We start from the raw sequence: 20,259 nt of genomic DNA, 5'->3' as shown, positions 1-20,259 counted from the left end.
CTTTATCCCTCACCCTAACCCTCTCCCGCACGCGGGAGAGGGAATATTTTATCCCGCCACGCGTGCGCGCAGCGCGGCTTTCTCGGCATCACTCAGGAAAGCGATGGTTACGCCATTATCCTGCGCCTGACGCATCTCTTCCGCCGTCAATCCCGCTTGCGGTGCCGCCACTTCATACTCATGTGCCAACTCAACGCCCTGAACCGCCGGATCGTCAGTGTTAATGGTGGCGAGAATGCCATGCTGCAGGAAGGTTTTCAGCGGATGGCTGCTCAGCGACGATACGGTGCTGGTTTGAATATTCGAGGTCAGGCACGACTCAATACCAATACGCTGCTCGGCAAGGAAATCCATCAGAGCACGATCTTCAATCGCCTTCACGCCGTGACCAATACGCTCTGCGCCCAGCTCGCGAATCGCTTGCCAGATGCTCTCCGGGCCTGCTGCTTCACCGGCGTGAACGGTAATGCGGAAACCAGCGTCACGCGCACGATTAAAGTGGCTGAGGAATTCGCTGCCTGGGAAGCCTAACTCGTCACCGGCCAAATCGACGGCGGTGATGCCATCGCGATGCGCCAGCAAACCTTCCAGCTCGCGCAGGCAAGCTTCTTCACCAAAGGTACGGCTCATAATGCCGGTCAGGCGCACATCGACGCCGTATTGCTGGATACCGGCGCGCACGCCATCAATCACCGCTTCAACCACGCCGGCAATCGGCAGCTTGTGGGTCATCGCCATATAGCCCGGTGAGAAGCGCAGTTCCGCATAATGAATGCCGGCGCGCGCCGCATCTTCGACGTTTTCCAGTGCGATACGACGGCAGGCATCAAGATCGCCCAGCACTTTCACGCCCCAGTCGAGTTTCTGCAGGAAGCTCACCAGATCCGGTTCATTCGCGGTGACCTGCACATGCGGTCGCAATGTATCAAGCGTATCAGCAGGCAGCGCAAGATTATGCTGGCGACCTAAATCGAGAATGGTTTGTGCGCGGATATTGCCATCAAGGTGGCGGTGAATGTCGGTGAGGGGGAGTTTTAGATCAATCATGGCGCACTCGCTTAAGTTTCATAAAGTGCAGAGGATTATAAAAACATCTTGCGCAACAGCGCCAGCGATTTGCGCAAACAGGAAAACGGATGCTGAATTAATCAGCATCCGTCGCATTTCAGAACGATTTTAACGCGGCGATGAGACGATCCAGCCCATCATCCAGCTTGCTGCGCGGACAACCGGCGTTGAGACGCAGATAACCGTGGCTCGCCGCGCCGTAAGTCGAACCGGGCATGATCGCCACTTTGTGTTGCTGAATCAGACGCTGTTGCAGCGCCTGTTCTTCAATGCCAAGCGGATTGAGATCGATCCACGCCAGATAAGTGGCGGCGGGCGGTTGCCAGTTGAGCTGCGGAAACGCCGAGTTCATCCGTTCTGCAATGTGCTGCATATTGCCACGTAAATGGGTACGCAGCGCATCCAGCCACGGCGCGCCATCGCGATACGCGGCGATGGTGGCGGTAAGCGCCATTACTGCCGGCGAGGATAAACCATCCTGCTGCTTCAGCGCGTGGAACCACGCCTGACGATCGCGCTCATCTGGAATGATGCCCCATGCGCCGGTCAGCGCCGGAATATTGAAGCTCTTGGAGGCCGAGGTGAACAGCGCCCAATCGGACTGCGCAACCTGGCTCCACGGCGTATGCCGCGCATCACTCAGCACCATATCCATATGGATTTCATCGCTAATCACCTTCACGCCATGCTTTGCACATAGCGCGGCCATCTGGCGCAGCTCATCTTCGCGCCACACTTTGCCGGTAGGATTATGCGGACTGCACAGCAGCATCACTTTACAGCGCGGACGCGCCAACAAAGTTTCCAGCTGCGCCATGTCGCAGACCCAATCACTTCCGTGGCGCTGCAGCGGCAGCTCCAGCACGCGACGCTGATTGCCGTTGATAGTGTTATAAAACGCATCGTAAGCAGGCGTGTGGATCAGCACTTCATCGTCCGGCTGCGTCCAGTGGCGCAACAGCTGCGCCACCATGTAAATCACTGACGGGCCATAAACCAGCGATTCTGCCGCGACTTCAGTAGCGAAACGGCTGCGCATCCAGTGTTGAATGGCAGAAAGAAAATCGTCATGCTGCCAGCGGCTGTAACCAAACACCCCGTGCGTGAGGCGCTGTTGCAGCGCCTCTATGATGCAAGGCGCAGTGGCGAAATCCATGTCGGAGATGGTGAAGGGCAGCAAGTCCGCCACGCCGAAACGGTCGGCAACGAAATCCCACTGCGTACACCAACTGCCGTGGCGATCTACCACCTGATTGAAATCAAAACCTTGCATCATTACACCGTCGCGCTCATCAGGTGTGCCATCTCATCTTTAACCGACTGCACCTGCGGGCCCATTACCACTTGCAGATTGGTGGCATTGACATGTACCACGCCAATCGCGCCGTTGGCTTTCAGTGTTGCATCATCCACCTTGCTCATATCGACCACGGTAATGCGCAGACGCGTCAGGCAGTTATCCAGTGAAGCGATGTTTTCCACGCCGCCCAGCGCCGACAGAATCGCTGGCGTGTTGAAGCCGGATTTACCGACAGCCGCGCGATTAACCTGCTGCTCCACGCTGTTGGTTTCCACTTCGCGACCTGGCGTTTTGATATTGAAGTGACTGATGGCAAAACGGAAGATGACGTAATAAGACACGAACCACACCGCAGCAATCACCGGCACCCAATACCATTTGGTGGAGAGACCGTGTAGCACGCCGAAGACGAAGAAGTCGATCACGTTGCCGTCGGTGTTACCGATAGTTACGCCCAGCATTGCCATTACGGTGAAGCCTAAACCGGTCAGCAGTGCGTGGATCAGATATAGCACCGGCGCGACGAACAGGAACAGGAATTCCAGCGGTTCTGTGGTGCCGCCCACGACGCAAGCCACCACGCCGGAAATCAGCAGGCCTTTAATTTTATGACGGTTTTCCGGACGGGCGCAGTGATACATCGCCAATGCTGCACCCGGCAAACCGCCGAGGAAGGCCGGCATTTTACCCTGCGACAGGAAGCGCGTGGCGCTCTCAGCAAAGCCGTGCGTATCCGCACACGCTAATTGCGCCTGGAAGATGGTTAACGCACCGCTGACACTTTTACCGCACACATCCATGGTGCCGCCAGCGTCGGTAAAGCGGATGATCGCCACCAGAATGTGCTGCAAACCAAACGGCAGCAGTAGACGTTCGCCGGTACCAAAAATCATTGGACCAAATTCACCGGCGCTGTTAATCACCCAGCCGAGGCCGGTAATTGCACGGGCGAAGAATGGCCAGATATGCGGAACCACTAAGCCCAACACGCCCATCGCCATCGCGGTGACGATCGGTACAAAGCGCGTGCCGCCGAAGAATGCCAGCGCATCCGGCAGGCGAATGTTGTGGAAACGCTCATGCAGCCAGAACACCACGATACCCACGATCACCGCGCCGAGAATACCGGTGTCGATGGACTGAATGCCGAGAATATTTTGTACGTTATTAGCTTTCAGCACCGCCGCATCGGTGGTTGGCAGAATGCCGTTGATGTTGAGCCAGAAGTTGATGCTCAGGTTCAGCACCGCATAGCCAACAAAACCGGCAAACGCTGCCACGCCTTTGTTCTCGCGCGCCATACCGAGCGGAATGGCAATGGCAAACATCACCGGCAGATAGCTAAAAGCAAAGGAACCGATCTTCGCCAGCCAGATAAACATATATTGCAGGAAAGGCTGATCGAGCGCGGGGATGAGCGTGAGCACATCGCGGCTGCTGAGCGAACTGCCGATGCCGAGCAGGATACCGCAGAACGAAAGCAGCGCGACGGGCAACATAAAGGTTTTGCCCAGACTTTGGAAAAACTCCCAAAGTGACATTTTGGGACGACTGGCGGACATAGACTCTCCTGGCAATAAAAGTTAAAGGCTTCAATGTGGTCAAGGATGATAAAACGTTTTACCACTTATTTTTGTGGCTATAATCACAAAGAGTGACTAATTGCAGACTTTATTTTTGGTGCAATCAGTGTAACGTTTTACCTCTTTGAATTTGGACGTTGGTAACGGAACGCTATGTCCCAGCAGAAAACCACTATTCATGATGTGGCGTTGGTCGCCGGGGTGTCGGTCTCTACCGTGTCGTTGGTGCTATCCGGCAAAGGGCGCATTTCGCCCGCTACGGCCACACGTGTCAATCAGGCGATTGAGCAGCTTGGCTACGTGCGTAATCGTTCGGCCTCAATCTTGCGCGGCGGCGAAAGCGGCGTGATTGGCTTGATCGTGCGCGATCTCAGCCAGCCATTTTATGCCGCGATGACGGCAGGACTTAGCGAAGTGCTGGAGCTGCAGGGCAAAGTGCTGGTGCTGACACAAAGCGGTCAGCACGGCCAACATCTTAAACGCTGTTTTGACACGCTGGTGGCGCAGGGCGCGGAAGGGATTGTGCTCGGCGGTGCGGTGGCGCAGGCGGAAACGCTGGTGCCGCAGGCGCAGGAACAGAACATCGCCTTAGTCTGTGCCTCGCGCGCCAGCAGCCTGGATAACGTTGACTCATTGCGTCCCGATAATAGTCAGGCGGCGCGCATGGCGACGGAGTATCTGATTCGTCAGGGCCATCAGCGCATCGCCTGGATGGGCGGTTTGGGATCGTCTCTGACGCGCGCCGAGCGGATTGGCGGCTATTGCGCCACTTTGCTGCAATACGGTTTGCCGTTTCGATCTGACTGGATTATTGAGTGTGACGATCGCCAGCAAAGCGTGTCGGCACTAACGCTGCAGTTGTTGCGCCAACATCCCGGCATTACCGCGATTTTGGCGCATAACGGCAGCACCGCGCTCGGCTGCTATTTTGGTGCGTTACGCTGTGGGCGAACCTTTGGTGAAGGCGCGGTGGATAGCTACTACACGCAGCAACTGGCGCTGGTGGGTTTTAATGACGACCCGCAGCGGGAGTTGCACGATCCCACAATGACCTTTGTCAGTAGCGAAGCGCGTGATGTAGGAAGAAGGGCGGCGGAAAGGATGTTGCAGCGGCTGGCGCAGCCGGAAGCGGAGATTCAAAGCTTGATTGTGCCGCCGCAGCTGATGCGCGGGGAAGTTTAAGGGCGGCCAATTGGCGGTTATGCTCGTCAATTAAGCGTGAGTCGGTCGCCATAAATGGCGACCCTACGGGGATTTGGCGGGATTTTCGTAGGGTGCGCATTCATGCGCACCTGCTTACATTGGCAATTTATTGCTTAAGTGATTTACTCTGGCATACCTTCGCTGGTCGGTGCGCCCAGCATATAACGTGACAGGAACTGCTCCAGCGTCATCTTGTCGCCGTTCATGGTTACCTGACCGTTGCCGTATTGCAGGCTGGTGACGATGTTGTCATCCTGCTGCTGCGTCAGGCGGAACATCTGGCCCATCGCCGCTAAGCCTTTCACCTGCTGATCCGCCAGCTTCTGCGCATCATCACCCTGATAACCTTCCGCTAAACCGACATGACGCATGGTTTCTGTCGCCATCGGCATATTGATCGCCAGCTTGCCGTCGAGGGTTTTCAGCACGCGATCCACTGCGGCACCCAAACTCTGCGCTTCGCCGGTCACGGTGGCCGGATCGTTAAAGCCGACGTTCAGATTAAAGGTGCTTTCACCTTTGTCATTTTTCCAGCTCAGCGGCGCGATGCTCAGCGTTGGCGAGCCTTTCAACAGCGTTGGCAGGTTATTGCGCAGGATGGTTTGCACGCTGGCCTGATAGCGAATCGGATCTTCCGCCACGCCCGGCTGGTTCAGCAGATCCTGCATCTGCGCATTGTAGGTATCGGAGAAGGCTTTCACCGCCTGTGCATCGAACTGCGCAAACTTCATCGCCAGCTTAGCTTCACCAAATGGCTGCTTCTGCAGGGTGATTTTGTCAACGTTGACGTCCAGCTGCCCGCCAATCTTGCCCTCTTTATTGTCGAAGGAAGAGGTGGTTTTCAGCTTCTCCAGTGACAAACCTTCCTGACCGTTGATGCTGGCATCGAGTTTATCCAGAGAGATCGACTGATCGCCAACGCGCACGCCTTCTGGGCTGAGGTGGGTATCGCCGCTCAGCTTCAGGCCATTGAGCGTGAACAGCACTGGCTGTTCCACCTGATTTTTGCTGGTGACCGCGATGCTGGAGAAGTCGCCGTCGAGGCTGACTTTGTCGCCTTTGCTGTCGGCGCTGATGTTCAGCGTGCCGCCGTTGGTGGCCAGACGATCGCCGGTCTGCGGATTATTGTAATCCACCGCCAGCAGGTTGAGATCGGTATTGGTCGCACCGCTGTAACCGACGCGGGTATCAGCATTAACCAGCGATTTGCCGTTGGTCAGTTCAAACAGTTTCTTCACCGCATCGGTGTTTTCCAGCTCGGTGTGCACCGACGCCATGCTTGGGATCAGGCTGCCGCGCTTCAACTGGGCGAACGGGAAAGGACCGTGATCGATAGTCTCGTTCAGCACGATGCTTTGACCAGGCTTCAACAGCGGGTTGTCATTGGTTTGCGAGCTGGCTTGCACCACCAACTTGGTTTTGCTGCTGAACACGCCGCGCTGATAATCCTGATAGCTCAGCGTCAGTCGGCTGTTCGGTGCGTAAGCATTCAGCTGCGCGTTGGCATTCTGCAACATCTGATCCATGTGGCTTTCCAGTTGTTTACCGGTAAACCATGCAGCACCAGTCCAAATCACGCCGAGCGCCACAATTACACCTACGGCAACCTGGGTCTTTTTCATCGCTGTGTCGTCCTTATCCTTGCGTCCGCACGCCGCTGGTCGGTGCGCGACGGGTGAAGAAAAACGCCCGCAGGCGTTTTAAATTAATAGTTTGAAAGAATAGCAGTTAATGCTGGCAGCGTCAGCCGGATCTCAGTTGAGCGTATTAAACACGCGCGCCAGACGACCGGTGCCCGCCGCGTTGACCGGCGACTCATTGGCGGCGACAAAGCAGGATTCACCCGGTTTCAGCACCAGTTGTTGACCGGACTTCTCAATCACCGCCTGGCCTTCAATGCAGAACAGCAGGGCAGCGCTGTTTTGTGACAGCGCTTGCGGCTCAGCGGAAAGCCCATGAATGGCAAAGGCAAAGTCTTCTACCGGAATCGGGAAGTTCAGGGTTTCGCCGTCGCGCTGCGGCTGCGTCAGCAGCGTCGCGGCGGGTTTTGCCTGGAACTTCAGGTTAGCCAGCAGTTCCGGGATATCGATAAACTTCGGCGTCAGACCGGCGCGCAGCACGTTATCGGAGTTCGCCATCACTTCCAGCGCCACGCCTTTCAGATAGGCGTGCGGCGTTTCGGCAAACAGGAACATCGCTTCGCCCGGCTGCAGGGTGATCACATTGAGCAGCAGCGGTGAAAACAGCCCGCTGTCATCCGGATAATCGGTGGCGATGGATTTGATCGTCTGCCACGGTTCGCCTTCACGCGCGTTGAGCGCCGATTTCAACACGCCAATAGCGCGCGATTTGGCCTCGTCCTGCAGCGAAAGTAGCGTGGCGAAGAGTTTTGCCAGATTGGCTTCGTCAGCATTTTCCAGGAAGTGAGCGATTTGCGGATGCGCACCGGCCACCGGCTCCAGCAGCGAGACAATTTCATGCAGCTCGCGGAAACCGTTCATCGCCTGGAATGGCGTCAGCGCATACACTAATTCGGGTTTGTGGTTGGCATCTTTATAGTTACGTTCAGCGGCGCTGAGCGGAATGCCAGCAGCATTTTCACGCGCAAAACCCTCTTCGGCAGCGGCTTTGCTCGGATGTACCTGAATCGACAGCGGCTGATCGGCGCACAGCACTTTAAACAGGAATGGCAGCTCGCCGAAACGTTCAGCGACCGCTTTTCCCAGCGTGGCGACCTTGCCGGCATCAATCACTTCGCGCAGCGAACGCGCTTCACCGTTGATCTCAACGGTCGAAGGGCTTTTCGGGTGCGCGCCCATCCACAGTTCCGCCATCGGCAGACCTTGTGGATTTTCGATGCCATAGAGTTCTGTCAGCGCAGTTTTGCTGCCCCAGGCGTAATTTTGCAGCGAATTGTTCAATTTTTGCATCGTTTACCCTTAATAACCGTAAGTAAATAGGCTTATTAAAGCAGAAAGTGCCATAGAAAATACACGAACAAGTGCAATAAAGGCGATAGGCTCGCATAATGTTAAATTCTTGTATGTGACAATCTTGCTCGCTCAACGGCGTCGCGGGAAGGCGTTTAGAGCGGAAACCTCAAAATCTGAGCTAAGGAGACGTAGTCATGGCAGCCAATCGCATTGAAAAAGACTCAATGGGACCGATCGAAGTACCGGCAGATAAGTTGTGGGGCGCACAAACCCAGCGTTCGCTGGAACATTTCAAAATCTCAACCGAGAAAATGCCTGTGGCATTGGTGCATGCGCTGGCGCTGACCAAGCGTGCGGCAGCGCAGGTGAACCAGGATCTCGGCTTGCTTCCTGCCGATCGCGCTCAGGCGATTCTTAAAGCCGCCGACGAAGTGCTGGCAGATAAACACAGCGACGAGTTCCCGCTGGCGATCTGGCAGACCGGCTCCGGCACCCAGACCAACATGAACATGAATGAAGTGCTGGCCAACCGCGCCAGTGAAATTCTAGGCGGCGAGCGTGGCATGTCGCGTCTGGTGCACCCCAATGACGACGTCAATAAAAGCCAAAGCTCCAATGATGTGTTCCCCACCGCCATGCACGTGGCCGCGGTCATCGCCGTGCGGAAGCAGCTGATTCCGCAGATTCACGTGTTGAAAAAGACGCTGAGTGAGAAGTCCGACGCCTTCAAAGATATCGTCAAGATTGGTCGTACCCACTTGCAGGATGCGACCCCGCTGACGCTCGGCCAGGAGATCTCCGGCTGGGTGGCGATGCTCGAGCACAATCTCAAGCACATCGAAAACAGTATTCCGCACGTGGCGGAGCTGGCGCTGGGCGGCACGGCGGTTGGTACCGGCCTGAATACCCATCCGGAATACGCGGTACGCGTGGCGAAAGCGCTGGCCGATTTGACCAAACAGCCGTTTGTTACCGCGCCGAATAAGTTTGAAGCGCTGGCGACCTGCGATGCGCTGGTCCACGCGCACGGTGCGTTGAAAGGTCTGGCGGCTTCGTTGATGAAAATTGCCAACGATGTACGCTGGCTGGCCTCTGGCCCGCGTTGCGGCATCGGCGAACTGGCGATCCCGGAAAACGAACCTGGCAGCTCGATCATGCCAGGTAAAGTGAATCCGACGCAGTGCGAAGCGCTGACCATGCTGTGTTGCCAGGTGATGGGCAACGACGTGGCGGTGAACATTGGCGGCGCATCCGGCAACTTTGAGCTCAACGTATTCCGTCCGATGGTGATCCACAACTTCCTGCAATCGGTGCGTCTGCTTTCCGACGGTATGGACAGCTTCAATCACCACTGCGCGATTGGTATTGAGCCGGTACGCGAGCGCATCGATCAGTTGCTGAACGAATCGCTGATGCTGGTGACCGCGCTGAATACCCATATCGGTTACGACAAAGCAGCTGAAATCGCCAAGAAAGCCCATAAAGAGGGCCTGACGCTGAAAGGCTCGGCGCTGAAGCTCGGCTATCTGACCGAAGAGCAGTTCGATGAGTGGGTACGTCCGGAAGAGATGGTTGGCAGCATGAAGCAATAGTTGCTGAACAAGCTAAGGCCGTTCATTTGAACGGCCTTTTTCGTTTACAGCTGCCCGCTATACAGCACCGGACCGGTTGGCTGGCCCGTTGGCGAGCCGCCGCGCGGTTCAAGGCTGATAGCGATCACGCCTGAGCGAGAAATCGTGCTATTCAACGCAACATCGGTTGCCTTCTGGTTATCCAGTAAGCCCAGCGAAATAGGCGCTTTACCTGGCGGAATCAGCCACAGCTGCAAACTGTTGTTTTCGGCGATGGCCACCGGATGTAACGGCGTCAGGCTCAGCTGCGCCAGCTTGCTGTCCGCGCTGACCACCCATTGCTGTTGATGCTGGGCATCGTTCAGTACCGTCAATGGCGTTAACGTCGGCTGCTGCAGGAACAGTGAGGCGAGCAGGGCGATCGCCGCGATACTGGCGGCCGCCAGCCAGCCGGCATAATGACGTTTGGGTTTAATCGCGCGTTGCTCGGGTAAGCTCAACGTAATCTTCTTCCACACCTTTTCCGGCGGCGTGACCGGTGCAAGTTGATTATCAAGGCCCGCCAGCATGGTTTGCCAGCGTGCGACGTTAGCCGCAAGCTCGGGCTCGTTGCGCAGCCGGCGCTCAAAGCGCAAACGCGCCAGCTCGCTTAAAGTACCCAGCGCATACTCAGCCGCTAAGGCATCATCGCGTTGTAAGTTTTCGTTCATAGGCCCACACACTCCCGCAGATGCTCCAGCGCGCGGCGAATCCAGCTTTTTACCGAGCCAACCGGCTGTTGCAGCCAGGCGGCAATATCACTGTGGGACATCCCCTGATAATAGGCGAGCGTGATGCTTTGCTGCTGTTCGCTACTCAGATGGCCAATGCAGTGTCGCAGGCGATCGGCTTGCGCCGGATCGTGCCAGGTATTCTGTTCGTCTTCCGCTGTTATCTGCAGCAGATCGTCAAACTCTTCTGTATTTAGCGTCATGCGCGCTTGTCCGCTGCGTAGCCCGTCAATGCAGCGATTGCGCACAATGTGCGTCATCCATGTCATCGGCGCGCTAAGGGCGGCATCGTAGGCGTTGGCGCGGTTCCAGATAGTGAGATAGCAATCGTGCAGCACCTCTTCCGCCCAGCCTTGCTGGCGTAGCATGCGCAGGGTGAGGGCGAAAAGATGTGGCGAAGTCAGTCGATAGAGTTGTTCAAACGCGCGGCGATCGCCCTGTGCGATCGCCGGCAATAACGTCACTAGCTGTTCTGTTAGCCTATTATCCATAATCTTCCCGGTTGGCTAAAATGCCCAATCCGAGTATAGGCAATTACTTAGGCATTAAGACGGTATCAATCACATCAATCACACCATTTTTCTGATTGACGTCATAAGTGCTGATATTTGCCACATTGCCTTGACCATCTTTCAGCTGAATATTGTGCGGGCCATTATTCATAATCCACAACGGTTGGCCGTTAACAGTTTTCAGCTCGGCATGACCGCCACCTTGCTTGATTTTCATCTCCAGCGCTTTCATGTCGTATTTGCCCGCCACCACATGATAAGTCAGGATGCTGGTCAACTTCGCTTTGTTCTCCGGTTTCACCAGGCTATCAACGGTGCCCGCTGGCAACTTGGCGAAGGCCGCATTGGTTGGCGCGAAAACGGTAAACGGACCTTTACCTTCGAGGGTTTCCACCAAGCCCGCCGCTTTGACGGCAGCAACCAGCGTGGTGTGATCTTTGGAGTTCAGCGCGTTTTCAACGATGTTTTTTTGCGGATACATCGCGGCTCCGCCTACCATCACGGAGCCATTATCCATCGCGGCGAACGCGCCTGCGGTGAACAGTAAAGTGCTGGATACGACTGCAATGCCCATTAGCTTTTTCATCATAAATCCTCGTAGTAGGGAGCGAAGAAGTTGCTCACACTCTGATATACGAGGGCAGGTGATGAATTGGATGCAGTGATTTTGAAATTTATTTTTAAACCTGCCGATCGCTCCATAAATGCAGGCGCGGAATGATCAGATGCAGCGGCTCGGCCAGCGGTTTGTGGCGATAAGCCACGTTATCGGCATCGTAGTTCAGCAGCTCACCCAAAATCGGTACCTGGGTGCGATCGCGGCACAGCACCAGCAGCGGAGAAGGGCAGGCAAGCTGCACCTGTTTCTTTTCGCTGGCGCGCCACACGCGGGCAATCGGCTGCACCTTGACCGGACGTTTGATTTTCAGTTTCGCACCCGCCGGTAACGCGAGGATCGCTTCCAGCTCCAGCTGCACTTTTTCCGCCCACTGCTCGCGCGTCCACGGCGCCTGAGCGCGATTGGCCTTCAGACTGCGCTCCAGCTGTTCAACCACCTCATCACGCGTGACGTTTTTGATGATATTTTTATTTGCCCAGCCGAAGCGCAAACTGTCCGGTGAGTTAAGCAGCGTCACGCTGCGGTAAGCATTGAGTGTAATTAACCCGCGCAGATGCTGGTGGACAAACTCAAAGCGCGCTTCGCTCGGTAAGCCCGACTCCACGGTAATCAGCTGTTCCAGCCGCTGCTTCAGGGTATTTATCTCCGTAACCTGCTGCGTAATCTGTTCATGCACATCGCCATCGGCTTCAATGCAAATCGCACCCGGCAAGCGCACTGCGGCTTTGGTGCTGAGCTTTTCCGATTGATGCTGCATAAACAGGCGGCAATAGTGCGCCAGCGCCATATCGCGCGCCGTTTTGCCAAGATGCTGCGTCACTGCGATGCGTTCAATTTCATCATGTTCGCGGCCTTTCTCGATTTCCGGCAGGCCAAACACCCGCGCAATCAGCAGCGGTTGCTGCTCAATCTGTTGACGCAACGCGCCCAAACTCGCTTCCAGCGCGTTGACGCAGTCGTGCAGATCGGCAACCAAATCATAACGAGCCATAAATGGCCTCCATAGTTACAACATACTTTTCAGTGTACTGACTTAGACGCTGGTCTGCCAGCGCAGCGCAAGGTTTTTGTTAAGCAGCCAACGGCGGGATTTTTCCAGCGGGATGAACGTGTTATAACAATGCTTTGCCTGCTAATGGATAATTGTTGTGAAGCCTCAGCCAAAGCCACCTGCCGCCGCCATCGTTACGCTTGGATTAGTGCAAATCCTGTCATGGGGCGGCTCCTTCTATCTTATGGCGGTGATGGCGAATCCCATCGTGGCGGAAACCGGCTGGTCGCAACAATGGGTGTATGGCGCGCTATCGCTCGGCATGCTGATTTCCGGTTTGCTGGCACCGTTGAGCGGGCGACTGATTTCCCGCACTTATGGCCGCGCATTGCTGGCGGCGAGCGGGGCGGTGATGGCGCTCGGTCTGGTGATTATGGGATTGAGTCATAACCTGCCGCTGTTTCTGTTTGCCTGGCTGATTATCGGCATTGGAATGGCGATGGGCCTGTACGATGCGCTGTTTGCCACGCTCGGTACGCTGTACGGCGGCCAGGCGCGCGGTGCGATTACCGGCATCACGCTGATCTCCGGCTTCTGTACCACCTTGGTGTGGCCGGGCACCGCGCTGCTGATTCACTGGCTGGATTGGCGTGGCGCCTGTTTTGCTATCGCCGGATTGTTATGTGTTTCAGTATTGCCCGCCTATCTATACGCGCTGCCCGCGCCGGAAGGTAAAATCGCCGCCGCCAGAGCAAAACCAACCGCGCAGGGCGACGAACTGGCGCCAACGCTGTTTTGGCTGCTATGCAGCATTTTCACCCTTGCATCGGTGATCATGACGGCCATTTCGGTGCAGCTGATCACCTTGCTGCAGGCCAGCGGCCACACGCTGGCGTCGGCGCTGGCCATCAGTGCGATTCTCGGTCCGTGTCAGGTAGGATCACGCATCGTGGATATCGCCTTTAAGCGTGGTCACCCGATCTGGACCACCTTTTTCTCGGTGGGATTAGTGGCGCTCGGCTTGCTGCTGCTGGCGTGTTATCCGCAGTTTGCGGTGCTCAGCATGGTGCTGTACGGTGCCGGGAATGGGTTGCGTGCCATTGTGCGGGGAACTTTACCGCTGGTGATGGTCAAACCAGAGGCTTACGCGATTGTGGTAGGGCGCATGGCGCGTCCCGCCTTGATCGGTCAGGCATTGACGCCGCTGGCTGGCGGCTATGTGTTTCAGCATCTCGGAGCCAGCGCCACGCTGTGGTTGTTATGCGTTCTGGCGTTGATTAACGTGCTGTTGGTAGTGCTTTTGCAGCAGAAGTTGCCGCAGGCCAGCCCACAGTCGGAAAGGGGAGTGATAAACTAAGCAGCCTGTGCGCTTCTGCCCGATTAAATGGGGAATACGTGCCTGGATCACGGACGTTGACTTCTAAAAAGCAACAGTGTTTGTTATATTTATTGCTCATTGATTACTCACTGTCGCGGCATAAAAACAACAAGATAACCGCAACTCAGGATATTGAAATGCTTGATTACCGCTTCCCGACAGCTTTGCAGATGGTTTTGAGCGTAGCGATGGCGGAGCAACTGGGTAAACGCTCGACCAGTGCCATATTGGCGTATGGTCTTGAAGCGAACCCCAGTTTCATTCGGAAACTTATGGTTCCGCTCACGCGTGACGGCATCATCGTCTCAACGCTTGGCCGCACCGGCTCGATTCATTTGGGGCGCCCGGCCGCCGAGATCACGCTGCGCGACATTTATACTTCTGTGATTGAAGATAAAAAACTCTGGGCATCACGCCCTGATGTGGCACCGCGTTGTCTGGTCAGCGCCAACCTGTGTTGGTATTTTAAATCGATTGCTGAAGAGGCTGAAGAAGCGTCGCTAAAAGTGCTGGAAACCCGCACCGTGGCGGACGCGCTGGCCGAACTGAAGCATAACGACACCAGCAACTGCGAAGAGCTGCCCGATCTCGAACTCGCCGACCTGTGTAAGAAAGGCCGCTAAAACCACACCCCGTAAGGTCGCCATTCATGGCGACCTTTTTATTGCCTCGAACTCCAGCCATCAAATCCAATGCACATTGGCGTATTGCACTTAATTTTTAGCTAATCGGTCACCATGAATGGCGACCCTACAGTTGTTTGACAAGGTTTCTGTAGGCTGCACATTTATAATATAAAAAATCCGGGCACTTGGCCCGGATTGTTCATTTAACCTAAAACCTTCACACCGTTTGCACTTCAGCCTGCGGCTGCTTACGCGTCACCAGCTTACGCAGCGTCACATAGAACACTGGTGTCAGGAACAGACCAAACAGCGTCACGCCCAGCATGCCGGAGAACACGGTAATCCCGGTAACGCCGCGCACCTCCGCGCCCGCACCTTCACCAAGAATCAGCGGAATGGTACCGGCGATAAAGGCAATCGAGGTCATGACGATGGGACGCAGACGCAGACGACAGGCTTCCAGCGCCGCATCGACAATGCTCTTGCCCTGCATCTCCAGCTCACGCGCAAACTCGACGATGAGAATCGCGTTCTTACACGCCAGCCCCATCAGCACCACTAGCCCAACCTGCACAAACACGTTGTTATCGCCACCGGTCAGCCACACGCCGACCAGCGCAGAGAGCATGGTTACCGGCACAATCAGGATTACCGCCAGCGGCAACGTCCAGCTTTCATACAGCGCCGCCAGCACCAGGAACGCCAGTAAAACGGCGACCGGGAAGACGATCAGCGCGGTATTGCCCTGCGTTGATTGCTGATAACTCAGGTCAGTCCATTCAATGTTCATGCCGTTCGGCAGCACCTGCGTCGACATCTCTTCCAGCTTCTGCATCGCCTGCGCCGAAGAGAGCACGCGCGGATCGGCATCACCAATCAGATCCGCCGCCGGATAGCCGTTATAGCGAATCACCGGATCCGGGCCGTAAGTGGTAGTGATATTGACCATGCTGCCAATCGGCACCATTTCGCCGCGATCGTTACGGGTACGCAGATTACCGATATCCTGTACGCTATCGCGGAAATCGCCGTCCGCCTGCGCCATTACGCGCCAGGTACGACCAAACTTATTGAAATCGTTAACGTACGACGATCCCAGATAGGTTTGCAGCGTGCTGAACAGTTCGGTCAGCGACACGCCTTGCGCTTTGGCTTTATCACGATCCACCTGCACATCCAGCTGTGGCACGTTGGCCTGGTAGGATGAGATCGGGAACATCATACCCGGCGTCTGTAACACCGCCCCCGTCATGGTGTTGATGGCGGTTTGCAGCGCACCGTAACCCAAGCCTGCGCGATCCTGCACATACAGCGAATATCCCGAACCTTGTCCCAGACCCAAAATCGGCGGCGGCATAATTGAGAAGCCAAAGCCTTGCTGGATTTTGGAGATCTTAGCGTTGATCTCGGCATTGATCTCCGCCGCACTGCGTTTACGCTCATTGAACGGTTTCAGGCCAAAGAACACCGTGCCAGTATTCGGCGTGTTGGTGAACTGCAACGCATTCAGACCGGGGAAGGCGACGGAATAGGCCACGCCTTCAGTGCTCATGCCGATTTCGCTCATCTTGCGAATCACTTCATCGGTACGCGCCAGCGACGAACCTTCCGGCATCTTCACGCCGCCAATCAGATAGAGCTTATCCTGCGTTGGAATAAAACCGCCCGGTACGGTATGGAACATAAAGCCCGCACCCGCCAGCAGCAGCACGTACACGCCGAACACCGCGCCACGACGCCGCAAGGTTTTACCCACCAGCGATTCATAGCCATCCGAACTGCGCTGGAAGAAGCGGTTGAACGGACGGAACAGCCAGCCGAGCAGGCGATCGATAATGCGCGTCGGCATATCTTTCGCGGCATCATGCGGCTTCAGCAGCAGCGCCGCCAGCGCCGGTGACAGCGTCAGCGAGTTGATGGCGGAGATCACCGTTGAAATGGCAATCGTCACCGCAAACTGCTTATAGAACTGGCCGGTCACGCCGGACAGGAACGCCATCGGCACGAACACCGCACACAGCACCAGCGCGATGGCAATAATCGGGCCGGACACTTCACGCATCGCCTGATGCGCCGCCGCCGTCGGCGACAAGCCTTGTTCGATATTACGCTCGACGTTCTCCACCACCACGATGGCGTCATCCACCACGATACCGATCGCCAACACCAGCCCGAACAAACTCAAGGTATTGAGCGAGAAGCCAAGCAGATAGAGGATGCTGAAGGTACCGACCACCGAAACCGGCACCGCCAGCAGCGGGATGATCGACGCGCGCCAGGTTTGCAGGAACAGAATCACCACCAGCACCACCAGCACAATCGCTTCGAACAGCGTTTGCACCACGGCACGGATCGAATCACGTACGAACACCGTTGGATCGTACGGCGCGGCCCACTGCACATCGTCCGGGAAGCGGGTTGCCAGTTCAGCCATTTTGTCGCGCACCGCATTCGACAGGTCGATAGCATTGGCGCCCGGCGCCTGGAAGATACCAATACCCACCGCATCTTTGTTGTTCAGCTGCGAACGCAACGCGTAGCTGCCGGAACCCATCTCGATGCGCGCCACGTCACGCAGGCGCACCAGCGTGCCGTCGTCGGCGGTTTTCAGGATGATATTGCCGAACTGCTCTTCGCTCTCCAGACGACCTTGGGTGTTGATCGACAGCAGGAAATCGCTCTGTTTCTTCAGCGGCTCTGCGCCAAGCTGACCGGCAGAAACCTGCACGTTCTGCTCCTGCATCGCGCTGACCACATCGGACGCGGTCAAACCACGTGCCGCCACCTTATTGGGATCGAGCCACACGCGCATCGCGTATTCACCGGCCCCGAAGATCTGAATCTGACCCACGCCCGGCAGGCGCGCCAGTTCATCTTTCACCTTCAACGTGGCGTAGTTACGCAGATAGAGCGAATCGTACTTGCCGTGCGGCGAGAACATGTGCACCACCAGCGTCAGCGTCGGCGACATCTTCTGCGTGGTGAGGCCGAGTTGTCGCACCTCTTCTGGCAGACGCGCTTCAGCCTGCGCCACGCGGTTCTGCACCTGAACCTGCGCCTGATCCGGATCGGTGCCTGGACGGAAGGTCACGGTGGTGACCAGCACGCCGTCGGAACCGGCCACGGATTTCATGTACATCATGTTTTCTACCCCGTTGATGGCTTCTTCCAGCGGCGTCGCCACGGAATCTGCAATCACTTTGGGGTTGGCGCCGGGATATTCTGCGCGCACCTGCACGCTCGGTGGCACCACGTTGGGATATTCACTGATCGGCAGCAGCGGAATGGCGATCAATCCGGTGGTAAAAATCAAAATCGACAGCACCGCGGCGAAGATCGGCCGGTCGATAAAAAAGCGGGAGAAATCCATAAAAGGCAGTCTCGAAGGTTATTGAGCGGAGCGCATCGCCACCGGTTGGGCGGTCACCGGCATGCCAGGCATAAAGACTTTCTGCAAGCCGTTAACGATCACCTTGTCGCCAGGTTTCAGGCCTTGCTGCACAATGCGCAGGCCATCGGCTAAATCACCGGCCTGAATATCGCGGCGCTGGGCTTTACCCTGGGCATCGACCACGTAAACGTACTTACGATCCTGATCGGTGAGCACGGCTTTATCGTCGATTAACAGCGCGGTGAAGTCGGCGCTGCCCGGCAAGCGCACGCGGGCAAACAGGCCTGGCGTGAACTGACGCTGCTGATTATCCAGCGAGGCGCGCATGCGGATGGTGCCGGTGCTGGCGGTCAGCTGGTTATCGAGGAAATCCACGGTGCCGCGATGCGGAAAACCCTCTTCGCCGGTCAACGCCACTTCCACCGGCAGCGATCCGCGATTTTCGCCTTTACGCGCCATCGCCTGATAATGCAGATAGGTGGCTTCATCGACGTCGAAGTAGACGTACATGCGATCTTGCGATACCAGCGTGGTCAGCACGCTGGCGCTGTCACCGGCGGTCACCAGGTTGCCAGTGGTGATCATCGCGCGGCTGGCGCGACCTTCAATCGGCGCGGTGACGCGGGTGAAATCGAGGTTCAGCTGCGCCATATCCACCGCCGCCTGCGCCGACAGCACGCTGGCCTGCGCCTGATTAGCCGCCGAGCGACGCTGTTCCCACTCTTCGCGTGACACCACATTGGTGCCGATCAGTTTATCGGTACGCGCCGATTCACTGCGGGCCAGCGTGGCTTGGCTGCGCGCGTTGGCGAGTTCAGCCTGCGCCTGCTCGAGCGTGGCGCGATAGGTGCGATCGTCAATAGTGAACAGCACCTGACCTTTTTTCACCTCGTCGCCTTCGCGATAATTGACCTGATCGATATAGCCGGAAACGCGCGGCCGCAGCTGCACGCTCTGCACCGCTTCGAAACGGCCATTGAAGCTATCCCATTGGCTGACTTTCTGCTCTACCACCTGCGCGACACTTACTTCGGGCGGCGGCGGCGGGGCGTTTTGCGCCACCCCGCGATCGCAACCGGCCAGCAGGCTTCCCAGCAACATCACTCCTGACAGGCTTACCGCCCATTGAACCCTATATGTTTGCAGATGCATTGTTGTTATTCCGCATTGGTGAAAAAGAAAGGAGACGTACGAAAAATCTGCAACTTTTATGATTGCATTAAAACGCCACGAGTGTAGGCTTGCTCAAACTGCATCTGCAAGAATATCTGATACACTTTATGTGCGGTTTTGATCATTGCGTTGCACGAGGATCAAAGCCCCTACGCGCAGTGCGGCATTTAATGCAATAATAAAACTTGCATTAACTGGCATAGTCGTTCAACCTTAAAGTGTAATTGCAACTGATACTGATACTGTTCGCAACGGCGACCGGAGAAAACGAGATGATGACCACCGCATTTATTCACGATTTGATCGACTGGATTGACAACAATATTGAAACGCGTCTGGATCTGGATACCGTAGCGGGGCGCGCCGGTTATTCGAAATGGCACCTGCAACGTATGTTCAAAGAGCACACGGGTTTGCCTCTGGGTGAATACATTCGTGAGAAGAAGCTGAAGAAGTCAGCGGATCGCTTGACCACTAGCAATGAACCAATTCTTAACGTGGCGATTTCACTCGGTTTCGACTCGCAGCAGTCGTTTAACCGCAGCTTCAAACGCCAGTATGGCGTAGCGCCTGGAGCATGGCGTCGTCACGCTGCGCCATCCGCCAGCGCAATGCAGTAAACCCCGCCAGGGCCAGCTTTGCTGGCCCGCGTTTTTCCCTGCCCTAAATCTGTTATTATCGTCGTCCTGTTTTTCAGGATGCCACCATGTCAAAAAAACTCTGGATTGCCTTAATTCTGGTCCTCGCCGCGCTATGGCTCGGGCTGAAACCGCGTTTGTCCGATAAATGGTCCGCCAGCCACCCCGATATCTCGCAGCTCACCGATGCCAACACCGTGGCGCGTTGGGTGCAGCAGCATCACAAATTACCCGACCTCTATCTCACCAAAAATGAAGCGCGTCGCCAGGGCTGGAATCCCAGCAAGGGTAACTTGTGTGAGGTCTTGCCGGGCCGCGCGATTGGTGGCGATCGCTTTAGCAACCGCGAAAGAAGGTTGCCGATACAGGCGGGCAGGCAGTGGTATGAAGCGGACGTCAATTACGATTGCGGCCACCGCGATGCCGATCGTCTGCTTTACTCTTCCGATGGACTGATTTTCCTCACCACCGATCACTATCGCAGCTTCAAACAGGTGCCTTAA

General features: G+C 56.3%; 17 protein-coding genes. 6 read left to right on the top strand and 11 right to left on the bottom strand.

Going from position 1 to position 20,259, the window contains the following annotated elements:
* Positions 1-48: 48 nt before the first annotated feature.
* From add to malX, 3 genes are all read right to left on the bottom strand, one after another.
* Positions 49-1,047 (bottom strand): adenosine deaminase, encoded by a 999-nt coding sequence (gene add, locus BM323_RS00685; RefSeq protein ID WP_008110232.1) that lies wholly within the window; start codon positions 1,045-1,047, stop codon positions 49-51.
* Between the two features lie 118 nt (positions 1,048-1,165).
* A complete protein-coding gene (locus BM323_RS00680) occupies positions 1,166-2,344 on the bottom strand; it encodes a MalY/PatB family protein (RefSeq protein ID WP_008110231.1) in 1,179 nt (392 codons plus the stop codon).
* The gene (gene malX / locus BM323_RS00675) at positions 2,344-3,930 is read right to left on the bottom strand and encodes a maltose/glucose-specific PTS transporter subunit IIBC (RefSeq protein ID WP_008110229.1); all 1,587 of its coding nucleotides are present in this window, start codon (positions 3,928-3,930) and stop codon (positions 2,344-2,346) included. Before malX ends, BM323_RS00680 begins: the two co-directional genes overlap by 1 nt.
* A 174-nt stretch (positions 3,931-4,104) precedes the next feature.
* Between malX and malI the strand changes: the two genes are divergently transcribed.
* Positions 4,105-5,133, top strand: a complete 1,029-nt coding sequence (malI, locus tag BM323_RS00670) for a Mal regulon transcriptional regulator MalI (protein WP_008110228.1) — start codon at positions 4,105-4,107, stop codon at positions 5,131-5,133.
* 143 nt (positions 5,134-5,276) lie between these two features.
* Here malI and BM323_RS00665 read toward each other — a convergent pair whose 3' ends face one another.
* Both BM323_RS00665 and manA read right to left on the bottom strand, forming a co-directional pair.
* The gene (locus tag BM323_RS00665) at positions 5,277-6,776 is read right to left on the bottom strand and encodes a YdgA family protein (protein WP_008110227.1); all 1,500 of its coding nucleotides are present in this window, start codon (positions 6,774-6,776) and stop codon (positions 5,277-5,279) included.
* Positions 6,777-6,908: 132 nt separating this feature from the next.
* Positions 6,909-8,084, bottom strand: a complete 1,176-nt coding sequence (manA, locus tag BM323_RS00660; RefSeq protein ID WP_008110226.1) for a mannose-6-phosphate isomerase — start codon at positions 8,082-8,084, stop codon at positions 6,909-6,911.
* Between the two features lie 197 nt (positions 8,085-8,281).
* Between manA and fumC the strand changes: the two genes are divergently transcribed.
* Positions 8,282-9,679 carry a class II fumarate hydratase gene (gene fumC, locus BM323_RS00655; RefSeq protein ID WP_008110225.1) on the top strand — a complete coding sequence of 466 codons (1,398 nt, stop codon included), beginning with the start codon at positions 8,282-8,284 and terminating at the stop codon, positions 9,677-9,679.
* Between the two features lie 44 nt (positions 9,680-9,723).
* Here the strand turns inward: fumC and BM323_RS00650 are convergent, their stop codons facing one another.
* The 4 genes from BM323_RS00650 to tus form a co-directional block, all read right to left on the bottom strand.
* A complete protein-coding gene (locus BM323_RS00650; RefSeq protein ID WP_091003168.1) occupies positions 9,724-10,368 on the bottom strand; it encodes an anti-sigma factor in 645 nt (214 codons plus the stop codon).
* A complete protein-coding gene (locus BM323_RS00645) occupies positions 10,365-10,919 on the bottom strand; it encodes a sigma-70 family RNA polymerase sigma factor (protein ID WP_008110146.1) in 555 nt (184 codons plus the stop codon). Before BM323_RS00645 ends, BM323_RS00650 begins: the two co-directional genes overlap by 4 nt.
* 43 nt (positions 10,920-10,962) lie before the next feature.
* Positions 10,963-11,526 carry a fasciclin domain-containing protein gene (locus tag BM323_RS00640; RefSeq protein WP_008110148.1) on the bottom strand — a complete coding sequence of 188 codons (564 nt, stop codon included), beginning with the start codon at positions 11,524-11,526 and terminating at the stop codon, positions 10,963-10,965.
* Positions 11,527-11,620: 94 nt separating this feature from the next.
* Complete coding sequence (gene tus / locus BM323_RS00635) at positions 11,621-12,550, bottom strand: DNA replication terminus site-binding protein (protein ID WP_008110150.1); 930 nt, start codon at positions 12,548-12,550, stop codon at positions 11,621-11,623.
* Between the two features lie 157 nt (positions 12,551-12,707).
* Here tus and BM323_RS00630 point away from each other — a divergent pair, with 157 nt between their 5' ends.
* Together BM323_RS00630 and BM323_RS00625 are read left to right on the top strand one after the other, a co-directional pair.
* Entirely contained in the window at positions 12,708-13,907 is a 1,200-nt protein-coding gene (locus tag BM323_RS00630) for an MFS transporter (RefSeq protein ID WP_008110152.1), read from the top strand.
* A 158-nt stretch (positions 13,908-14,065) separates the two neighbouring features.
* The gene (locus tag BM323_RS00625; protein ID WP_008110154.1) at positions 14,066-14,551 is read left to right on the top strand and encodes an RrF2 family transcriptional regulator; all 486 of its coding nucleotides are present in this window, start codon (positions 14,066-14,068) and stop codon (positions 14,549-14,551) included.
* Positions 14,552-14,771: 220 nt separating this feature from the next.
* Here the strand turns inward: BM323_RS00625 and oqxB are convergent, their stop codons facing one another.
* Positions 14,772-17,924, bottom strand: a complete 3,153-nt coding sequence (gene oqxB / locus BM323_RS00620; protein ID WP_008110156.1) for a multidrug efflux RND transporter permease subunit OqxB — start codon at positions 17,922-17,924, stop codon at positions 14,772-14,774.
* An 18-nt stretch (positions 17,925-17,942) separates the two neighbouring features.
* Positions 17,943-19,097: an efflux RND transporter periplasmic adaptor subunit gene (locus BM323_RS00615; RefSeq protein WP_008110157.1), complete on the bottom strand. Its 1,155-nt coding sequence runs from the start codon at positions 19,095-19,097 to the stop codon at positions 17,943-17,945.
* A gap of 293 nt (positions 19,098-19,390) precedes the next feature.
* Between BM323_RS00615 and BM323_RS00610 the strand changes: the two genes are divergently transcribed.
* A complete protein-coding gene (locus BM323_RS00610; protein ID WP_008110158.1) occupies positions 19,391-19,738 on the top strand; it encodes a helix-turn-helix domain-containing protein in 348 nt (115 codons plus the stop codon).
* 86 nt (positions 19,739-19,824) lie between these two features.
* Positions 19,825-20,259, top strand: a complete 435-nt coding sequence (locus BM323_RS00605) for a ribonuclease domain-containing protein (RefSeq protein WP_008110159.1) — start codon at positions 19,825-19,827, stop codon at positions 20,257-20,259.

This window comes from Pantoea sp. YR525 (genome assembly GCF_900116775.1).
Taxonomy (GTDB): Bacteria; Pseudomonadota; Gammaproteobacteria; order Enterobacterales; family Enterobacteriaceae; genus Pantoea; species Pantoea symbiotica.
The sequence above is the reverse complement of the archived record's forward strand: the minus strand, read 5'-3'. Positions and strand labels throughout refer to the sequence as shown.